We start from the raw sequence: 19,486 nt of genomic DNA, 5'->3' as shown, positions 1-19,486 counted from the left end.
CAACCTGTAATGATAAAGAGGTTGACAAGAAACTCCTAGTCTGCTAGGATAGGAAAAAAGGGCTTCTAATACTCAATAAAAACCCGTGGTGCTAGTTCACAATAAAATAGCTCAGATTATAGGTTAGTATAATTTGTTCTAGCATTAGCTGAATCCCAGCTAGACCTCTGGCTCATGTATGCTCGATTCCAAACAAACTACAGAGCTCGGAAAAGCGTGTCTCAATGGTTCTACGCATGGCTAGTAACTTCCAGTTGTTGTGTTCAGTTGAACCCTGCATATTTTGTCGCCAAGGTGTCCATAAGTGATAGCCCCTCTTGTTTAGTTCCTCTTTAAGGGACTGACTAAGGTAACCTAAATCTCCTAGAATAAACGGTTGCCTACAGTTTTCAAGTAATTCATCAACAGCTCTGATATCATGAACAGAGGCTGGCGTGACAACATAGTTCAAAATATAGCCCGATAAAGTCACTAACATGTGAACTTTAAAGCCATAAAACCACATCTGCTTGGAAGCATTGTAGCCAATATCCGCTAACCCATTGAGTATTTTGACCCTATGATTGCGAACGGGTTGACAAAGAGGCAAGGGAAAGCTATCAATAATGACAATGGAATCTGCTGGTATTTGTTGGTTCAGGCCTTGTCGAATCAACTGAATGAGCCAAATCAGATTTTGGGATCGACGATTGAAGCGACTTCTTTTGAGTCTCTTTTCCAAGCAAAATAGATGACACATCTGGTAAAAGTGATGTTGTGACTTAATTCCCAGTTCTGCTTGTAGGACAAGTAAGGTTAAGAGGGACTCATCGGAGACATGAGCTAATTTGACATTATGTCGGTGCTTAATAGCTTCTGGACAATAGTTTTGATAGAACCAATGACAAATTTTGGACAATTGCTTCACCTTATATTGTAAGTGATGACAATTAGCGGTATACTGTAAGTGGCTCATTTGGACAACCTCCTGTTTGATTTTTGCACTTACAGTATAGTCCAATTGGGCTTTTTTCGTAACTTTTTAACTAGCACCACGGGTAATAAAAATCAAAAATGGCCAAGGCAACGAACTGTAGGTAGCTCAAAAGGTCTGGGAGACCTTTTGAGGTTGGAAATAGGGAAAGTGAGTTAACGATGGATAGTTTTGATTTTTGAAGAGTATAAGAACTCGGATTGGCCTTCCTATTGACAGTCAAAGAGTTGCTGAAATTGAGATTGAAGGCTATAACTGACGCTTTAAAGTCATTCCAATGACTAAGCGAGGAGGGAAACATGAAAACCAAAGATATCGTTGCTGTAGCCATGATTACCACCCTCTTGGTGGTTCTCAGCTATATTCCAGCTATTCCGCTGGGCTTTATCCCAGTCCCCATTGTCCTGCAAAATTTAGGTGTTATGCTGGCTGGCTGTCTTTTAGGTGGAAAAAAAGGCAGTCTCTCCGTGCTTCTTCTCTTTCTGGTTGGTCTAGTCATCCCTGCCTTTTCAGGCTTTTCTACAACGATAAAGGTCTTCATTGGGCCTACGGCGGGCTATGTCTGGGCCTGGCTCTTTGTCCCACTTTTGATAGATTGGGGATTGTCTGGCTTGCAAAAAAAGACACCCCTCAAGGTCTTTGCTATTATCTGGTTGGCAGGGGTCCTCTTTGTTGACCTGCTTGGTGGCCTATATTTAGCGGTTTATAGTGGTATGCCCCTCTTTGCAGCAGTCGTCTCTAGTAGTCTAGCTTTTATTCCAGGAGATAGCCTCAAGGTCTTGCTGGCCAGTCTTATTTACGGTCGTTTTCATAAAATTTCAGAAAAAAATTAGGGATAGAAGAGCCCTTCAAGAGGGACTTGAGGGGACCAGAGTACTTCGGTGCCTCTTTTTTGCATTGACAAGGCTTGCCAAGCGTAATAAAATAGTAGTATTCATAATTTTTTGACAAGAAATGCGATAAAGGAGCATAGTGTGAAAACAAGAAAAGAACTCAAAGAGCAAGCCAAAACAGCCTTGCGTGGGAATTGGCCTTGGGCTGTTGGTGTCCTCTTGGTACCAACCCTAGCCCTTAGCCTAGTTTTTGGTATTCTACTGGGCGTTATTGACTTAGTCTGGAAGGCAGCGACAGCGGACTTTACAGTCTCGTCAAATATTGTTCTGATTTTTATTGTCATGGCCTTTTTAATGCTGGTCCTATTTACCTTCTTTGCTTCAATCGGGATTGGTACAGGTGCGACCTACGCCTACCTTGAATTGATTCGGGGACGCAAGCAATCCTTTAGGGAGGCTGCGACCTACGCCTTTAAGGAACAGCGCTTTGACAGTATTTTTGGTGTCGTCCTTATGACCGTCATCTATAGCCTCCTTTGGACAATTCTCTTGATTGTACCAGGGTTCATGAAAGCTATGGCTTATTCGCAAGGGCTTTTTATTCTCAAGGATGATATGGAGGCAGACAAGGGGATTACAACGACCTCTGCCATTACAAAGAGTAAGCTGATGATGGAAGGCCACAAGAAGGATTATTTCCTCCTTTGCCTAAGTTTCTTGGGCTGGGCCTTAATCCCCCTTGCTCTTTGTGGGGGAGCAGTCGCTCTCTTGCTTAACCATCAGAATGGCTGGGCAAGTCTTTGTCTAATACTCTATATGCTGGGCTTGTATATCTTAGTTGTTTATCAAGCCACAACCCAGGCTGCTTTTTATCAAGACCTCTTGGCTCAAGAGCAGCCTAAAGAAATAGCTGAGCTAGAAGATAAATTGGCCCATGCCAAGGTCGAGGCTGACGAGGCTATGGCGGATTACAACGACCGAATTGCTGAACGCAAGGCTGATAAGAAGAAGGCCCACGATGAAAAGATGGCCAAGAAGCTTAAGGCTAAGCAAGAACGCGAAGATAAGCGTCGGGAAAAGGTAGCCCAGAAACGTCAAGAGCGTGAGGAAAAAGAAGCTAAGAATCCTAAGAAAAAGGCTAAGAAGACAGCTAAGGCCAAGGATGTCGCAAAGAAATCTTCTGACACTAAGACGACCGATAAGTCAGCAAAAGAATCTACAAAGGCTAAGTCCAGGGCCAAAAAGGTGTCTCAAAAAGTTGACCAGCCGGCAGACAAGACGAAGGAGTCTGAGGCTGAAAAAACCAAAGAGACTGCTAAAAAACCAGAAACTAAGGGGACTAAGAGCAACCATTCCAGCTCTAAGAAACCAAAGTCTAAATCCAAAAAGAAAAAAGGGAAGAAACGTCGCTAAGATACTTCCCTAGGCTAGGTGGCTTGCTTTAAAGTAGGCCTAGTTGCTCTATCTAATGACAAAAACAGGTAAGGCTGGAAGTGTTTTCCAGTCTTTTGCTTTGGTCTCGTCTAAGGAATTATCAGCTTGCTTATGCTATAATTAAAGGACTGATTGACCTAAGCCTGCTTGGTTTTGGCTGATTTTTGAAGGAAGCGATTTAATCTCCAAAATCAGTTCAAGTCCAGTCTAGGTCAATCTTCAAGAAAAATAGGAGTCAGTTATGTCAGAACTATTTAAAAAATTGATGGAACAGATTGAAATGCCGCTTGAGATGAGACAGTCTCAGGCCTTTTCATCTGCTGACATCAAAGAGGTTAAGGTCCATGCCCTCAGTCGGCATTGGGACTTTCATTTCAGTTTTGAGCAAATTCTGCCCATCAAGCTCTACCAAGAGCTAGCTTATCGTCTGGTTTCAAGTTTTAAGGAGGCAGACATCAAGGCGACATTTACGATTGAGGCCCAGACCATCGATTTTTCTGATTCTGACCTGCTTCAGGCCTACTATGCAGAGAGCTTTAATCACGCTCTCTGCTCTAGCGCCAGTTTTCGCTCGACCTTCTCTCATTTAAATGTCTCCTACGACCAGGCCAAGGAGCAAATGCTCATCCATGCCCCAGCTTTTTTGGATAATGACCATTTTCGGCAAAACCACCTTCCCAAGCTGGAGCAACAATTTGCCCAATTTGGCTTTGGTCAGGTCGCCTTTGCCATTGAAGCAGATGAAGGCATGACCCAGGAGGCAAGGCAATCCTTTGAGAGCGGTCGTGATAAGAAAATTGAACAAGCCCAAGAAGAGAATGCTCAGGCTGTCGCTTCCTTGGAAGCTTCCATGCCTGCTCAAGAAGAGTCAGCTCCTGCCCCCAAGTTTGACTACAAGGAGCGAGCCGCCAAGCGACAAGCCGGCTTTGAAAAGGCAGAAATCACGCCCATGGTTGACATTGAGACCGAGGAAAACCGAATCGTCTTTGAAGGCATGGTTTTCGATGTTGAGCGGCGGACAACAAGAACGGGTCGCCACATCATCAGCTTTAAGATGACCGACTATACTTCTTCCTTTGCCATGCAGAAGTGGGCCAAGGACGATAATGACCTTAAAAAGTACGACATGATTGCTAAAGGAGCCTGGCTCCGAGTACGCGGGAATATTGAAAATAATCAATGGACCAAGACTTTGACCATGAATGTTCAGGACGTCAAGGAAATCGTCCACAAGGCGCGAAAAGACCTCATGCCTGAAGGGCAAAAGCGGGTTGAATTTCACGCCCATACCAATATGTCTACCATGGATGCCCTGCCAACGGTTGAAGAGCTGATTGATAAGGCGGCCAGCTGGGGCCATCCAGCCATCGCCATCACGGACCACGCCAATGTCCAGAGCTTTCCCCACGGCTACCATCGAGCTAAGAAGGCTGGTATCAAGGCCATCTTTGGTCTGGAGGCCAATATCGTTGAGGACAGGGTGCCTATCACCTATAATGAAGTCCCTATGGACCTCCACGAGGCCACCTATGTTGTCTTTGACGTGGAAACAACGGGGCTGTCAGCTGTCAATAATTCTCTAATTCAGATTGCGGCTTCTAAGATGCACAAGGGCAATATCATTGACCAGTTTGATGAGTTTATCAACCCTGGTCATCCTTTGAGCCAGTTCACGACGGATCTGACGGGGATTACTGACAACCACCTCAAAGATGCCAAGCCCCTCTTGCAGGTTCTTGAGGAATTCCAAGAATTTTGTCAGGATACGGTTCTGGTTGCCCACAATGCTACCTTTGATGTGGGCTTTATGAATGCCAACTATGAACGGCACGACCTGCCCCTCATTAGCCAACCAGTCATTGATACCCTGGAATTTGCCCGCAACCTCTATCCTGAGTACAAGCGGCATGGCCTGGGCCCTTTGACTAAGCGCTTCCAAGTCGCCTTGGACCACCACCACATGGCCAACTACGATGCTGAGGCAACGGGTCGCCTCCTCTTCATCTTTATCAAGGAGGCTAGGGAAAATCGTGGCATTACTGATCTTGCCGACCTCAATACCAAGCTGGTTTCTGAGGATTCTTACAAGAAGGCTCGGGTCAAGCATGCCACCATCTATGTGCAAAATCAGACTGGTCTCAAAAATATTTTCAAGCTGGTCAGCCTCTCCAATGTCAAATACTTTGAAGGCGTGGCTCGGATTCCAAGGACGGTCTTGGATCAGTACCGAGAAGGCCTGCTTTTGGGCTCAGCCTGTTCTGAAGGCGAAGTCTTTGATGCGGTCCTCTCTCATGGCCTTGATAAGGCCCTAGAGGTAGCCAAGTACTACGATTTTATTGAGGTCATGCCACCAGCTATCTATCGTCCCTTGATTGCCCGTGAATTGATTAAAAATGAAGAGGGGATTGAGCAGGTTATCAAAGACCTGATTGAGGTTGGGCGGAGACTCAATAAGCCAGTCCTAGCGACAGGCGATGTCCATTACCTGGAGCCCGAAGACCAGCTCTATCGGGAAATTATTGTTCGCAGTCTGGGTCCCGGTGCCCTTATCAACCGACCTATTGGTCGGGGCGAGGGTGCCCAGCCAGCTCCTCTGCCTGATGCCCATTTCCGCACCACCAATGAAATGCTGGATGACTTTGCCTTCTTGGGGGAAGATTTGGCCTATGAAATCGTTGTGACCAATACACAAAAATTTGCGGAGCAATTTGAAGAAGTGGAAGTGGTCAAGACCGACCTCTACACCCCTTATATTGACAAGGCCGAAGAAACGGTCGCTGAGAAGACCTATGCCAGAGCCTTTGAAATCTATGGCAATCCCCTGCCGGATATTATTGACCGCCGGATTGAAAAGGAGCTGACATCTATCTTGGGAAATGGCTTCGCCGTGATTTATCTGGCCTCCCAGATGCTGGTTGACCGCTCCAATAAGCGGGGTTATCTGGTAGGGTCACGGGGTTCCGTTGGCTCTAGCTTCGTAGCCACCATGATTGGGATTACTGAAGTAAATCCTATGCCTCCCCACTATGTCTGTCCTGAATGTCAGTATTCGGAATTTATCGCCGATGGTTCGGTCGGGTCAGGATTTGACTTGCCAGACAAGGATTGTCCTAACTGTGGCCACAAGTTGACCAAGGACGGTCACGATATTCCCTTTGAAACCTTCCTTGGTTTTGACGGGGATAAGGTTCCCGATATTGACCTCAACTTCTCTGGAGATGATCAGCCCTCAGCCCACTTGGATGTTCGTGACATCTTCGGTGAGGAATACGCCTTTCGGGCGGGAACCGTTGGTACGGTTGCTGAAAAGACAGCCTACGGTTTCGTCAAGGGCTACGAGCGGGACTACAATAAGTTCTACCGAGAAGCGGAAGTCGACCGCCTGGCCATGGGCTCTGCTGGGGTCAAGCGGACAACTGGCCAACACCCAGGGGGGATTGTTGTTATCCCCAATTATATGGATGTCTACGACTTCACCCCCGTCCAGTATCCGGCGGATGATACCAGTGCCGAGTGGCAGACCACCCACTTTAACTTCCACGATATCGACGAGAACGTCCTCAAGCTTGATATTCTGGGTCATGATGACCCCACCATGATTCGTAAGCTCCAAGACCTATCAGGCATTGACCCTAGTCAGATTCCTGCTGACGATCCTGATGTCATGAAGCTCTTCTCGGGTACCGATGTTTTGGGCGTGACCGAGGAGCAGATTGGCACACCGACAGGTATGCTGGGGATTCCAGAATTTGGGACCAATTTTGTTCGTGGCATGGTTAATGAAACCCATCCAACAACCTTTGCGGAATTGCTCCAACTTTCAGGACTCTCCCATGGTACCGACGTTTGGCTGGGCAATGCTCAGGACCTGATTAAGGAAGGAATTGCCACCCTGAAGACCGTTATCGGCTGTCGGGATGACATCATGGTCTATCTTATGCACGCAGGTCTAGAACCCAAGATGGCTTTCATCATTATGGAACGGGTGCGTAAGGGCATGTGGCTCAAGATTCCCGAGGAAGAACGCAATGGCTATATTCAGGCTATGCGAGATAATAATGTCCCTGACTGGTATATCGAATCCTGTGGAAAGATTAAGTACATGTTCCCTAAAGCTCACGCAGCAGCCTATGTCATGATGGCCTTGCGCGTGGCCTATTTCAAGGTTCACCACCCTATCTATTACTACTGTGCCTACTTCTCTATCCGAGCCAAGGCCTTTGAGCTCAAGACCATGAGTGCAGGCCTAGATGCTGTCAAGGCGCGTATGGAAGATATTGCCAGCAAACGCAAGAACAACGAAGCTTCCAACGTTGAAATTGATCTATATACCACCTTGGAAATTGTCAACGAAATGTTGGAGCGGGGCTACAAATTTGGTCAGCTAGACCTCTACAACAGTGAGGCCAGTGAGTTTAAAATCGAAGGTGATACCCTGATCCCTCCTTTCGTTGCTATGGATGGTCTAGGTGAAAATGTTGCCAAGCAAATTGTTGCCAGCCGGGCGGACGGTGAGTTCCTGTCCAAGACAGAACTGCGCAAACGCGGAGGCGTTTCAGCTACCCTCGTTGAAAAAATGGATGACATGGGTATCCTAGGTAATATGCCAGAAGATAACCAACTCAGCCTATTCGACGATTTCTTCTGATAGCAAAAGCTATCTGAAATAGAGCTAGAAAATCAATGGCTCTGCCTGGAACTCAGCAATCTGGGTGCTATAGCCTCTCTTGCTATGTCACCTAACCTAAGAATTGAACTCGCCTACACCACGGTGGAAAAAGATAAATCCGTCTTGAAGCTTGATTAGCTTCTACGACTGATTTCCTATTTTCCTTTGTGGTGCTTAACGGCTCCGTATCTTATCGAAAGGAAAACTATGGAATTAATGATTAAATGGGACGACCAGTCCAAAGACGAACATTTCGACTACCGCTTAGAGTTCTCTGGTAAGCAGGCCTTGCTAGCGACCGTGGCCCTTTGTGGAACTGTATTGTTGGGCAAGGCCCTGTTCTCAAAAAAATAGGTAACCTCATAAATTTATCAAAACAGTTAGCTTGTGCTAGCTGTTTTTTGCCTCTTAAGGGTTCCCGTAAGGAAGCGATAAATGACAATTCTATGGTCTCAAAGTTAACCTCTCAAGCCCTGTTCAACCATGCAGGCATTTTTGGGCAATTTTTCTGAAGTTGAATTTCTTGCTCGCTTAAGCTTTTAGTGTTACAATGATGCGGTTAGGTCACATTGGTAGGAAAGAATGACAAAATAATTTAGGTGGTCCTGCGCTGGGAAGCCCTTGGCTTGAGTCAGTAGCAACCACTAAGTTTACCAATAAGGAGATCGCATTATGACAGAATTCAAAAATTCTGCCGTCAAAAGTATGGTGGTTATGCGTAAGGCCTTCCGCACCATTGATAGTAGAGTTTCCGCGACATTCCGTGACTTTGATTTAACACCTGCTCAGTTTAGTGTTTTGGATGTTCTCCATGCTAAGGGTCCCATGAGAATTGGGGACCTCATCGCTAGTATCTTATCGACATCTGGAAACATGACCATTGTCATCAAAAATATGGAAAAAAATGGTTGGGTCAAACGGACGGTCAGTAAAAAAGACCACCGGGCCTATATCATTTCCATTACTGACAAGGGGCGTAAGCTCATCAAAAAAGCCCTGCCAGCTCATATTGAAGCGGTAGAAGAGGCCTTTGATGTTTTGACGCAAGCTGAACAGGAAGAACTCATTGAGCTCTTGAAAAAATTTAGAACCCTTGCGGATAAGGACTGAGCATATTTTTGGACAGGCCTTTAATTTGCTGCTATTATTACTACATAGTGATAAATAAAAAGGAATTATGATGTCATTCGTTACTACTATTAAAAACCTATTTACAAAGGAAGAAAAAACTATGAAAAATATTCTCTTTATCGTCGGCTCTTTGCGCGAGGGCTCCTTCAACCACCAAATGGCAGAGCAAGCCGAGCAAGTTTTGGCTGGAAAAGCAAATGTTTCCTACCTTGATTGGGGACAAGTTCCCATCTTGAACCAAGACCTGGAAACCCCAGTCTTGCCAGCAGTTCAAGCTGTTCGTGATGCTGTCGAAGCGGCAGATGCTATCTGGATTTTCTCACCCGTTTACAACTTCTCAATCCCAGGTTCTGTCAAGAACCTCTTGGACTGGTTGTCCCGTGCTAAAGATTTGTCAGATACAACTGGTAAATCAGCCATTGACTCCAAGGTCACAACTGTTTCCCTCGTAGCTAACGGTGGTACCGACCAAGCAGCAGAAATCTACCGCCACCTCCTGCCATTCATTCGGACCAACTTCGTTGATGAGGTAACCACCTCTCGTGTCAACGATTCCGCTTGGGCTGATGGCAAATTCGTCGCTGACGAAGCAACCCTTGCCCAACTCCAAAAGCAAGCAGAAGCATTTTTGGCAGCTACAGCTGAATAATAATAAGATTAAAGCATAAGAAACTCCTCAGGCTCAGAATAAGCTTGAGGAGTTTTCGTTTGGTCGGGCTACTGGGACTTTTCCAGAGCTAGGACTTTTTATAATTTTAGAAGGTTACCTTCCATTTAATTAATGGGTGAGCAGTTGCATAAGGAAGGTAAAGAGGACGGCGATAAGGTTGTTAAAGACATGGAGGCTGTAGCCAAATTCAATCCGCTTATTCATCATGGTTACAAAACCAATCGCAAGGCCCATGCCCCCATAGATAATCCAGAGACCTGGAGATAGGAGGTTGGAAGGGCTGCTATAGAGGTGGATAAAACCAAAGAGGATGGATGTGACAATCCAGCCCAGCCATTTTTGCCAACCCTCAAAGCCAAAGAGCTTTTCAAAGAGGCACTTGCGGAAAATAGCTTCTTCAAAAATCGGGGCAAAGACACAAGCAAAGACAAAATAGAGATAGATGGGCATACCTAGGTTATCAATGGCAGCCTGATTAGCAGAGGTGCTTGTGTTACTCATCAGCATCAGCAAGATACCGCCGATAGACTTAATGGCAAAAAGGATAGGGACACCTAAGCCGACATATAGACCATACATGCCCCAGCGAATCTTCTTAAAGTTGAGTGGTTCTTTTAATAGCCAAAGGAGGAACCAAGCTAGAGCAGCAAAGGCAGTCAAGCCCAGACTAGCGATGATGGCAGTACCAGTATTTGATAAATCCTTTTTGATGACAAATAAAGCCTGAGCGAAGAAATCAAGTGCAAGGAATGCAAAGGCAAGAGCAATCCATTTAAGTTTATTTAGTAGGGTTTTCATGAGACCCCTCCAATCCAATTTCTTAATCCAGCGTAGCCGGCAACTGCCTACTAGTTTAACGAAAGTGAGGGAAGAAAGCAAGGGAGCTAGAAATTTTCCTGCAAATTTTAAGAAGAGAAAAATCAAGATTTTACCCTCCTGAGAAATCTTACGGAGATTGAAAAAATAGTGATTCAACCTATTTTTACAGGAGTCAGGGAAAACCGAATAAAAATTAACAGAACTTTTACGTAATTTTTGCAATATCTTAACATTCTAATCAAAAACCTGTTGGAATCCTTAATCAAGAAAAGTATAAGTGATAGTATAACAAACATAAAAATGAAAGGACGAACTATATGGAATCAAATGTATTTGATAAATTTGAATCTGTTCAAACCATAGATTTGTCTAAACAAATCGGTGGAAGTATCGTTATTGGTTATGATTGGGGACTGAGCCTAGCTCGAGCATTTGGAAATCTTTATAAAGGTGGATTTTCAGGAGGAGGAGGAGGTGGTGGGAGCTTCGGCGGTCGCTGATGCACCTACCAATGAGTTTATCTTAAATTAAATAGGAGAAACAGATAAAGTCCTGAGTAATCAATTTTCTAATACTCTTGGGTAAGATACTTCTCCCTGATAATTAAAGAAAGTCAATACTAGTATGAGATTCGTAAATCTTCTGGCATGGCCGAAACAGAAGGGAAAGTATCTGATGGCAAAGATATTAAATCAACCAGTTCTTTATAGTTTTGAGACAGTAAGTTCTAAAAGATTATCAAAGATTCAAGGAGATGGCTCCAAAAGGTTAACTGAGCTTGGCCACGAAGAGATTTCACTAGGTAAAGACCCAGCTAAGTTTTATCCACCGGTGGTAGGAATTTGGCCGCCATTTCCCTATTATTAATTAAATTTTGATAGCTAATGAAAAGGAGACAATTATGATAAATTTAGATACAAAAGTATTTGCAGACTTTAAGACAGTAGATAAGACAAACTTGTCAGAGTTTCAGGGGGGGCCGAATTGTTGGTAGAACGCTATATGGTGGTTATCTAGATGATGGTGTCTATCGTGGCAATGGAATTGGAGTTTTGAGAGCAAGACCCTACTTATCAGGAGAAGCTATTACTATCCCAGTCGTTACAGCCGTATAAAATCGATTGAAAGGTTAAAGGAGAAGAAAAGTTATGGATACATTAGCATTAGACAATTTTGAAGCAGCCAATATGAGCGACCTCTCTGAAGTTCAAGGTGGTACGAATCCGACTCGATGTGTAGTGGGAATAGCAGGAGAAGGCGTACAATCTGGGATTGCTGGTGCAGCTGCACTGGGTGCGGTAGGTCTTGCAGTAGGAGGTCCTGTTGGTGCATATGGAGGAGCTCATTTAGGCTTCTTCCTAGGATTTATTGGGGGCTCGTTGAAAGGAACAGCAGATTACTGCTTTTAGTAGATGGATGAAATTTTACTAGAGAAAGAATCTGCTCAAGGCCACTAGTTTAATACTTTTAGAAGAAGGAAATATGATGAATACAGTAGCATTAGACAATTTTGAAGCAGCCAATATGAGTGAACTTTCTGAGGTTCAAGGAGGCTTTTCTTGGCAAGACGCCATTTCCTGTAGCTGTTGCAACACTATATCCCCCTTTAGGTGCAGCTCTTGGTGTTTATGCATTATGGGGAACTATAAAACCACAGGGCATATTAAGCTAGAAATCATATTTTTTAGATAAACAAGCTCCCCCTAGAGATTTAGTCCTAGAGGGAGTTTTCAATGTTATTTTTTATCAGCCACTCCTTTCAAATAATCTTTTCTCTTAGGAAAGAGCAGGGTCAAAACCAGCATAGCGACCATGAAAGGAATCCAAATCTTGTAGATGGAGATGTAGGCATCGGTCATGGTACTTGGGGTGTAGGTATGGAGAGTTTTGAGGTTGTTGGTCACCATAGAGATGAAGACCGAGACGGCCAGAACAGAGCCAATTTGCCGAACGACGCCTAGAACACTTTGGGACGAGGTCAGAAGCTCCCCTTGCAGGCTCGAGGCAGCTAGGACATTGACTGGACCAGCGATAGTCCCAAAGCCAATACCAAGAATAACCGTAGCAGCAGTCATTTCCCAAGTCTTGGCGGGGTCAACGGTGACTAGCAAAATGTAGGCAATCAGAATACTACCCAAACCGACTAAGACCAAAATCCGTGGGCCCAGTTTATTGATGAGCAGACTACCCAGGCCGCCAAAGATAAAGACGATGATGGACATGGGTAGCAAAATCAGAGCGGCATCAAGCTCCGTCTTACCCTGCATATTGGTGAAAAAGGTCGGCAGGATGACGAGGACACCAACGTAGAAGAATTGCACAACTGTGGCAATGAAGGTGGAAGCTGAAAATTCACGGAATTTAAAGAGTTCCAGCTTAATCATTGGGTGCTTAATCCGTCTTTCTAGGAAGATAAAGGCGATGAGAGCCAGCAGGAAGACGGCAAAACAGCTCAGACTCTTGCCATTCCAGAAGCCCCAGTCCCGCACCTTGATGATGCCTAGGGAAACAGCGAATAGACTAATCATAGACAGGAGACTGCCTACCCAGTCAATCTTGGTTGGGATTCGTTCTTCGCCTTGGAAGTGATAGCAGAAAAGAACGATAAGAAAGGCCAACAGGACAATGGGCAGATTGACAAAGAAAATCCAGTGCCAGGATAGGCTGTCCGTCAGCAAACCACCCAGGGTAGGACCAATAGCGGCAGCGCCACCTTGGGTCAGACCAAGAGCAGCGACCACCTTGACCCGGTCCTTGACCGACCAGGTTGAAATACCTAGGGTATTACCGACAGGTAGGAGAATAGCAGCTCCGAAGCTAGCGATGAGGCGCCCCGCTAAAAGCCAGTTAAAGTCGGCTGAAAAGCCTGAAATCAGACTACCACCGCCAAATAGAATCAAACCCAGGACGAAGAAACGCCCTTTACCAAAGATATCGGCCAACTTACTCAAGGGAATAGTAAAGCTGGCAAAGATGATGGTATAAACATTGATAGCCCAAGATAGCTTGTCAAGGCTGATACTAAAGCTGTTCTGGATAGCTGGGATGGTAATATTCATGATGGTGGTATCCAGTGTTACCAAAAAGACACCCAGACACATGGCTAGGGTCAGTAACATCTTTTTTGTTTTTGTCATAGTGACCTCCTTTTTATAAAACATGAGTTAATACTCATATTTATTTTGTATTATAATCCTGTCCGAGAAGCTTGTCAAGATAAAAATGAGTTTTTGCTCATATTTATTTGAGATTTATCCCAATTATTCGCTCATGTGCTATAATTAGATTAATTTTTACAATAGAGGGAATAAGCGATGGCAGAAAAGAAGGTCCGCTCTCCTCGGCAGGAGAGAAGCATTGAAAAGCGGGAAAAGATTTTAAAGACGGCCAAGGATCTGTTTTCAGAAAAGGTCTATTTTAATGTGACAACCAATGAAATTGCCAAGACTGCAGGCCTTTCTGTGGGGACTCTCTATTCCTATTTTGCCAGCAAAGAAGATATTCTGACCAGCCTGCTAGAACGCTATAATCAGGCCTTTGTTGATCGGGTCTTTGATGAATTGAGTAGCTGGGAATCTCTGGAACTATTCAAGCAAGCTCCTAAAGACTGGCTGAACAGGTTGATTGACCAGCTCTTGCAAACCGAGGATAAGAAGTTCCATGCTCAAGTGGAAATGTTGGCCTATGCTGTACCTGAGGCCCAGACTCTTCTGGAAGAGCACAATGAAAAAATGAAAGCTCTAACCTACCAGTGTTTCTTGGATTATCAAGAGAAAAAGTCGGATGCTAAACTGAAAATCCTCTCCTTGGTGGTTTTTGATTTTACCTCGGCCCTAGTCGATGAACTGCTCTACCATAACCATTCTGACCGAGAATTTACGCAAGTAAAAAAGACCGGTGTGGACAGTCTTTATCGTATAATTGCATCTTATCTCGATGATTAAATGAAAGGGAGTGAGACAGTCTTGCTACGGCAAAGCCGCCAATTTCGTAGTCTCACCCCCACACAGTTGACTTGGTTTTCTCCAACAGTCTCCCAGACTGTTTGACCTATCCTGAAAGGGGATAAGTACTTTACCGCCGTTTCACTGGCATGTCTTGGACACGATGCAGAGACAAGACTATTGACCTTATAGTTTTGCCGTAGCTAGTGGGGTGGCTAAGCAAGCACGATGGTGCTTGCTGTTAGGAAGTAGGACAGAAGGGCTTTGACGGTTGTCAAAACCTTCGTAGTCTCTACCCCAGCAAGGGTGACTAGCTGTCTGCTGTACCATCTCAGGAGCAAAGACAGCAGTCACCTACTGCGTCATCAGCTGCTTTGAGTAGCTAGATGACTTTGCCACATCATGCCGCCGCTTCGCTGGTATGTGGTGGGCTAAATGCTAAAGCATCAAGCCCATCATCGCAAATCAACCACTGCGTCAAAGTGTTAATATTGGAAAAGTCACCAAGCTAGGACTTCTGTCCCAGCCGGCTTATTTGGCTATTCAAAAAGGCAAACCAAATTCTCTCCAGTTTGCCTTAAGTTGAATCAAAGACAAGCCAGAGAAATAATCGGATATGTCTTTTCGTTTTTTCATTGAGTAAAAAATAAATATAGAGCCTAAAATAAGCCCTGACTATGATGTCGGAGCTTGTTTTTATTGAATAATCAACATACCTTCCTTGATTTCGAAGGGGTTGTCTTCGTTGATATGATCGTAGAACATGATGCCGTTGGTGTGGTCGATTTCGTGTTGGACCACCATAGAGTTATAACCCCGAAGTTTGATTTTTTGCTTGTCGCCATTTTTATCAACATATTCGACGGTCACTCGGGAGTGACGAACCACATAGCCGGGAACTTCACGGTCAACGGACAGACAGCCTTCACCGTCAGCTAGAGCAGCATCCTGAACAGAGTGAGAAACAATCCGAGGATTATACATGACTTCCTGCATACTGTAAGGTTGAGCAGGCGGATTGCCTTCTTTGTCTTCTGGATTGGGTACTAGCACAGCGATAATTCGCTTAGAAATGTCCAATTGGGGGGCGGCCAAACCGACCCCACCACGCAGGCCCATTTTTTCAGCCATGACAGGGTCTTGGGAATTCTTGAGAAACTGCATCATTTTTTCGCCTAGGATAATATCTTCATCGGAAAGTGGCAGTTCCACATCTTTGGCAACTTCCCGCAGGGTTGGGTTGCCTTCGCGGATAATATCGGACATATCAATCAGATGGCTGGCTTTAATAATTTTTTCTTGTGGTGACATGGTGAAACCTCTTTAATTGTAGAAATTATGCTTGAATTCAGTATAGCATGAAAGCAAGGAGAATGAAAGGCCGGCCCCCTAGTCTTCAATCTTAGTTTTTTCCAGTTGGGCTCGGTTGACGATTTTGTAAGTCTTAAAAGCTATTTTTTCAATAATATTCTGATCCTGTAACTGCTTGGCCACTCGACTCAGGTGGCGGTAAGAAGTCCCGAAAATATCAGCTAGGACACTGGGTTGGAGCTGGAAGACACCTTGGGTCTCCTGAGCTAGAATGTAGGTGGCCAAGCGCTCCTTGACCGAATAGGAAATATTGGTGGAAGAGATAATATTTTGTTGCTCCAATTTTTGGGCCAATTGGCGGCCAATCTGGTAGAGAAAGAGCGGATCTTGGTAAAGTTCTTCCCGATTGGTCAGAGGCAGTTGAATAATCAGGCTGGGTTCAAGAGCAATGACAGATGACACGCTAGTCTGGTCATTCATAAGCTCAATATCCCCAATTAGGGTCGGCTGATTCTGGGTTTCTAGGATATGCTCCTTACCATTAAAAAGCCGGCGGACAATCTTAATATGGCCCTCAATAAAATAAAAGAGATGCTCTAGAACTTGTCCTTGTTGACAGATGGCCTGCCCCTTATCATAGGTCATGAGCTGGAGTTGTTTGATATAGGGTTGAGGGAAAATCGTGTCCAGTCGATACTTGTTTAAATAATACTCTAGGGCCTTTTTCGTCATCGCCACCTCATTTTAGGACCAATGTCCTATTTTTCTCGTTTGCTTTTCATTATACTGGTATCATTACTGTTTTTCAAGAAGGAAGAATTATGAAAATTTTGATGGAAAAAATCAGTCTCTTGGCCTTGTCCCTGATGCTGGTTTCAACCTATGCCATTTCACCGGCTTTGCCAGAGATGATTATTTACTATGGTCGGCAGGGCATCAGTTCTGATTGGGTGGAACTTTTGGTTTCCCTGCCCTCCTTTGCTATTATTGGGGTTCTCTTGCTGACCCCTTGGCTCAGTCGTGTCTTTTCAGAACGCCTGATTATTGTCAGTGGCCTTTGTCTGCTTTCCTTTGGTGGTTTCTTTCCCTTGGTCAATCAGACCTATAGCTTGGTCTTTGTCTCTCGTCTGATTCTAGGCCTAGGAATTGGTCTGATTAATGCCAGAGCTATTAGCATTATTAGTCAATTTTTTACAGGTCGTGAACGTATTAAAATGCTAGGCCTGCGGGGGTCAGCAGAGGTTCTAGGTTCGGCCTTTCTGACTTTTATCGCTGGTCAATTGTTGACAATTTCTTGGTCGGCGACCTTTCTTATTTATGGCCTGGGCTTGGCTATTCTGGCTCTCTATTTGCTCTTTGTTCCCCAAGTTCCTAAGAAAGTTCAGGTTCAGGAGCAACCCCTGAAAAAACAAGCTAAGCCAGAGCCTCTGACTAGCCGTCGCCTACTCTATATTCTCTCCTTAGCTCTCTATGCCGGTTTTGTCATCCTCATAAATTCTGCCAACACCTTGCGAATACCAGTGGTTGTAACCCAATTTGGTCTAGGAACGGCTCAACAGGCCAGTTTCATCCTCAGCCTGATGATGCTGATGGGAATTCTATCTGGCACCTTCTTTAGCAGTCTGGTCGAGATTTTTGGTCGTTCGCTCATGAGTCTAGTGGTCCTGGTTCTAGGTGCTGGACTCTTAGTCATGTGGCTGGCTCATAGCCTGCTAGTTTTAGGGATTGGTGCCCTCTTAACTGGTTTTGTCTATAGTCTGGGGGTCACCTATGTCTTCAATCTCATTTCTGAAACCATTCACAAACGCCAGCTACACACAGCCACTACCCTAGTTCTTCTGGGCTGTAATCTCGGTGGCGCCTGCGCTCCTTTAGTCCTGCGCTTCTTTGGCTTCTTTGCTAGTGAACCTGCCTCAGCCTTTGCCATTCTTGGTGGCCTCAGTATCGGCTTGGGGCTGATTCTTAGCTTGAAGAAATATTTTACCTAAAGAGGAGTGAGGTGCTCCTTTTTTGCAAGATTTAGTTACAAGATAATTATTTTGATAGGATGATGAAAAGGACTAGAGTAGGGGAATAAAAAATGTGGCCTAAAGATTCTAAAAAGACTAATAAGAGGGGACCAAAAGGTTTGGTTTCTCCAGATAGGGAACAATCTACCATTACAACTAAGGACAAGCAGAACCAAGAAAGCTTCAATCAAAATCGAAAGCCAAGCAACTTTGCTTGGTCACTTTTTCAGGGGTGTCTGCTTTCCCTAATTTTTATAGGGATAATCCTTTATATTTTCTTCAATCTTTTTGGGCCAATCTATAAACTGGGCTCCCCCCTGAGGTCTACAAAGAGCTCCTCTTTCTGGACGGATCTTGAATCTCATGATATTCAGAAGTATATGGACGAAAATTATCAGTTTGACTGGACCATAAAGCAGGTAAAGCATCTGAAAATCCAGAAAACCACTCTCAAGGATGTGCTAAAAGAGCATGGCAAGGCTACTGAAGCTAGTAGTTATGATGAGGATAATAGCACAATTTATCTGGATTACGAAACCAACAACAATGATTGGCAGGAAAATGTCTACCTGACCTTTAAGAAAAATGGATTTGGTAGCTATCGTTTGACAGCCATCGATGGAGGTTTGCGAGCTGACGACATAGCAGTTGTTGAAGAAGAAAATCCCAATATCGGTTGGTCGAATGACCAATTTAATCAACTTCATGAAGGGGACTATGACCATCAGGGAAAGGGGGGAACGAGCTGGAAGACTGTCCAGAAAGACCATCCTCATCCTTATTCCGCCCACTATCTATTTGAATATGATGATACCTATGAAGATACCAGAAAGGATTATTTCTATTATTCACTAGAAGTAAGGTATGGTGGGGATATTGACCCTAATAGTATTGTCTTGAAATTTTTGTCGCCAGATGGCAGAAAGAATTATTACCTGAGCGAGAAAACTGGGCCCACATCCTTTACCGATAAGTAGAACAAGCAGTAAAATTTATCCTAACCTAGCGAAAATCCTTTGACAGAGCTTAGGGCATCTGCTAGAATATAAGAGTCGCTAAGACATACTAACTTCTTCTTGGTTGTAGGATTTGCCAAACCCTACCACTCGGATGAAGCAATAAAAGGAGAAAAACTATGGCAATCTCAAAAGAGAAAAAAAATGAAATTATCGCTCAATACGCTCGCCACGAAGGTGACACAGGTTCAGTTGAAGTTCAAGTTGCAGTCTTGACTTGGGAAATCAACCACCTCAATGAGCACATCCAACAGCACAAAAAAGACCACGCTACTTACCGTGGTTTGATGAAAAAAATCGGTCACCGTCGTAACCTCTTGGCTTACCTCCGTCGTACCGATGTTAACCGCTACCGCGATTTGATCCAATCTCTTGGACTCCGTCGCTAATCGGTTGGCAGTAATGTAAAGAAAAAGGCATCCAAAATCCTAATTTTTGATGCCTTATCTTTTTAGCTCAAAAGCAAAATAGTAGATCTAGCCACAGGCTGGATCTATTTTTTTACGGCTCATTGAGGTTGAAAAATAGTCCAGTTATCTAGTTTTTGCGGTTTTTTATGGACTTTCTTAAAAGGAGAAGTCAGGTTATCAATAAAATCGTGAAGAAAATCACAATAAATACTTGACATTATTTTGAAAAGGGTTACAATATAAACGTGAAGAAAATCACAAACTGAA

General features: G+C 44.4%; 17 protein-coding genes and 3 pseudogenes. 15 read left to right on the top strand and 5 right to left on the bottom strand.

The window, feature by feature from the left end:
• Positions 1-91: 91 nt before the first annotated feature.
• A pseudogene (locus tag DYE66_RS00630) lies at positions 92-955 on the bottom strand (IS982 family transposase).
• Between the two features lie 317 nt (positions 956-1,272).
• Between DYE66_RS00630 and DYE66_RS00625 the strand changes: the two are divergent.
• The 6 genes from DYE66_RS00625 (at position 1,273) to DYE66_RS00605 (ending at position 9,689) form a co-directional block, all read left to right on the top strand.
• Positions 1,273-1,806, top strand: a complete 534-nt coding sequence (locus DYE66_RS00625; RefSeq protein ID WP_002998587.1) for a biotin transporter BioY — start codon at positions 1,273-1,275, stop codon at positions 1,804-1,806.
• Positions 1,807-1,947: 141 nt separating this feature from the next.
• Complete coding sequence (locus tag DYE66_RS00620; protein WP_002998677.1) at positions 1,948-3,219, top strand: DUF975 family protein; 1,272 nt, start codon at positions 1,948-1,950, stop codon at positions 3,217-3,219.
• A gap of 262 nt (positions 3,220-3,481) precedes the next feature.
• Entirely contained in the window at positions 3,482-7,888 is a 4,407-nt protein-coding gene (locus DYE66_RS00615) for a PolC-type DNA polymerase III (RefSeq protein WP_002998966.1), read from the top strand.
• Between the two features lie 228 nt (positions 7,889-8,116).
• Entirely contained in the window at positions 8,117-8,263 is a 147-nt protein-coding gene (locus DYE66_RS10795; protein ID WP_002998737.1) for a hypothetical protein, read from the top strand.
• A gap of 318 nt (positions 8,264-8,581) precedes the next feature.
• Complete coding sequence (locus tag DYE66_RS00610) at positions 8,582-9,019, top strand: MarR family winged helix-turn-helix transcriptional regulator (RefSeq protein ID WP_002998791.1); 438 nt, start codon at positions 8,582-8,584, stop codon at positions 9,017-9,019.
• A 121-nt stretch (positions 9,020-9,140) separates the two neighbouring features.
• Complete coding sequence (locus tag DYE66_RS00605) at positions 9,141-9,689, top strand: NADPH-dependent FMN reductase (protein ID WP_002998901.1); 549 nt, start codon at positions 9,141-9,143, stop codon at positions 9,687-9,689.
• A 129-nt stretch (positions 9,690-9,818) separates the two neighbouring features.
• Here DYE66_RS00605 and DYE66_RS00600 read toward each other — a convergent pair whose 3' ends face one another.
• Positions 9,819-10,508 (bottom strand): CPBP family intramembrane glutamic endopeptidase, encoded by a 690-nt coding sequence (locus DYE66_RS00600; protein ID WP_044123837.1) that lies wholly within the window; start codon positions 10,506-10,508, stop codon positions 9,819-9,821.
• Between the two features lie 338 nt (positions 10,509-10,846).
• Between DYE66_RS00600 and DYE66_RS00595 the strand changes: the two genes are divergently transcribed.
• The 5 genes and pseudogenes from DYE66_RS00595 to DYE66_RS00575 all read left to right on the top strand — a co-directional run bounded on the left by DYE66_RS00595 (position 10,847) and on the right by DYE66_RS00575 (position 12,201).
• On the top strand, positions 10,847-11,029 hold the full coding sequence (locus DYE66_RS00595) for a hypothetical protein (protein ID WP_002998942.1): 183 nt from the start codon (positions 10,847-10,849) through the stop codon (positions 11,027-11,029).
• Between the two features lie 124 nt (positions 11,030-11,153).
• Positions 11,154-11,396, top strand: coding sequence for a hypothetical protein (locus DYE66_RS00590; protein WP_002962872.1), 243 nt, complete (start codon positions 11,154-11,156; stop codon positions 11,394-11,396).
• Positions 11,397-11,430: 34 nt separating this feature from the next.
• Positions 11,431-11,644, top strand: a pseudogene (locus DYE66_RS00585) (hypothetical protein).
• A gap of 33 nt (positions 11,645-11,677) precedes the next feature.
• Positions 11,678-11,938: a Blp family class II bacteriocin gene (locus tag DYE66_RS00580; protein WP_002998850.1), complete on the top strand. Its 261-nt coding sequence runs from the start codon at positions 11,678-11,680 to the stop codon at positions 11,936-11,938.
• Positions 11,939-12,014: 76 nt separating this feature from the next.
• Positions 12,015-12,201, top strand: a pseudogene (locus tag DYE66_RS00575) (hypothetical protein).
• A 64-nt stretch (positions 12,202-12,265) separates the two neighbouring features.
• Here the strand turns inward: DYE66_RS00575 and DYE66_RS00570 are convergent.
• The gene (locus DYE66_RS00570) at positions 12,266-13,666 is read right to left on the bottom strand and encodes an MFS transporter (protein WP_115324768.1); all 1,401 of its coding nucleotides are present in this window, start codon (positions 13,664-13,666) and stop codon (positions 12,266-12,268) included.
• Positions 13,667-13,843: 177 nt separating this feature from the next.
• Between DYE66_RS00570 and DYE66_RS00565 the strand changes: the two genes are divergently transcribed.
• Positions 13,844-14,473, top strand: a complete 630-nt coding sequence (locus DYE66_RS00565; protein ID WP_002998628.1) for a TetR/AcrR family transcriptional regulator — start codon at positions 13,844-13,846, stop codon at positions 14,471-14,473.
• A gap of 696 nt (positions 14,474-15,169) precedes the next feature.
• Here the strand turns inward: DYE66_RS00565 and def are convergent.
• Entirely contained in the window at positions 15,170-15,784 is a 615-nt protein-coding gene (gene def / locus DYE66_RS00560) for a peptide deformylase (protein ID WP_002998640.1), read from the bottom strand.
• Between the two features lie 78 nt (positions 15,785-15,862).
• Complete coding sequence (locus DYE66_RS00555) at positions 15,863-16,516, bottom strand: Crp/Fnr family transcriptional regulator (protein ID WP_002998926.1); 654 nt, start codon at positions 16,514-16,516, stop codon at positions 15,863-15,865.
• An 89-nt stretch (positions 16,517-16,605) separates the two neighbouring features.
• On the opposite strand from DYE66_RS00555, the gene DYE66_RS00550 reads away from it, so the two are divergent.
• The 3 genes from DYE66_RS00550 to rpsO all read left to right on the top strand — a co-directional run bounded on the left by DYE66_RS00550 (position 16,606) and on the right by rpsO (position 19,198).
• On the top strand, positions 16,606-17,772 hold the full coding sequence (locus DYE66_RS00550; RefSeq protein ID WP_002998594.1) for an MFS transporter: 1,167 nt from the start codon (positions 16,606-16,608) through the stop codon (positions 17,770-17,772).
• A gap of 401 nt (positions 17,773-18,173) precedes the next feature.
• Positions 18,174-18,770, top strand: a complete 597-nt coding sequence (locus DYE66_RS00545; protein WP_241208446.1) for a hypothetical protein — start codon at positions 18,174-18,176, stop codon at positions 18,768-18,770.
• A 158-nt stretch (positions 18,771-18,928) separates the two neighbouring features.
• Positions 18,929-19,198 carry a 30S ribosomal protein S15 gene (gene rpsO, locus DYE66_RS00540; RefSeq protein WP_002998712.1) on the top strand — a complete coding sequence of 90 codons (270 nt, stop codon included), beginning with the start codon at positions 18,929-18,931 and terminating at the stop codon, positions 19,196-19,198.
• The last annotated feature ends 288 nt before the right edge of the window (positions 19,199-19,486 follow it).

Origin of the sequence: Streptococcus downei MFe28 (genome assembly GCF_900459175.1) — a bacterium.
Lineage (GTDB): Bacteria > Bacillota > Bacilli > Lactobacillales > Streptococcaceae > Streptococcus > Streptococcus downei.
This window is presented reverse-complemented; position numbering and strand designations above follow the sequence as displayed.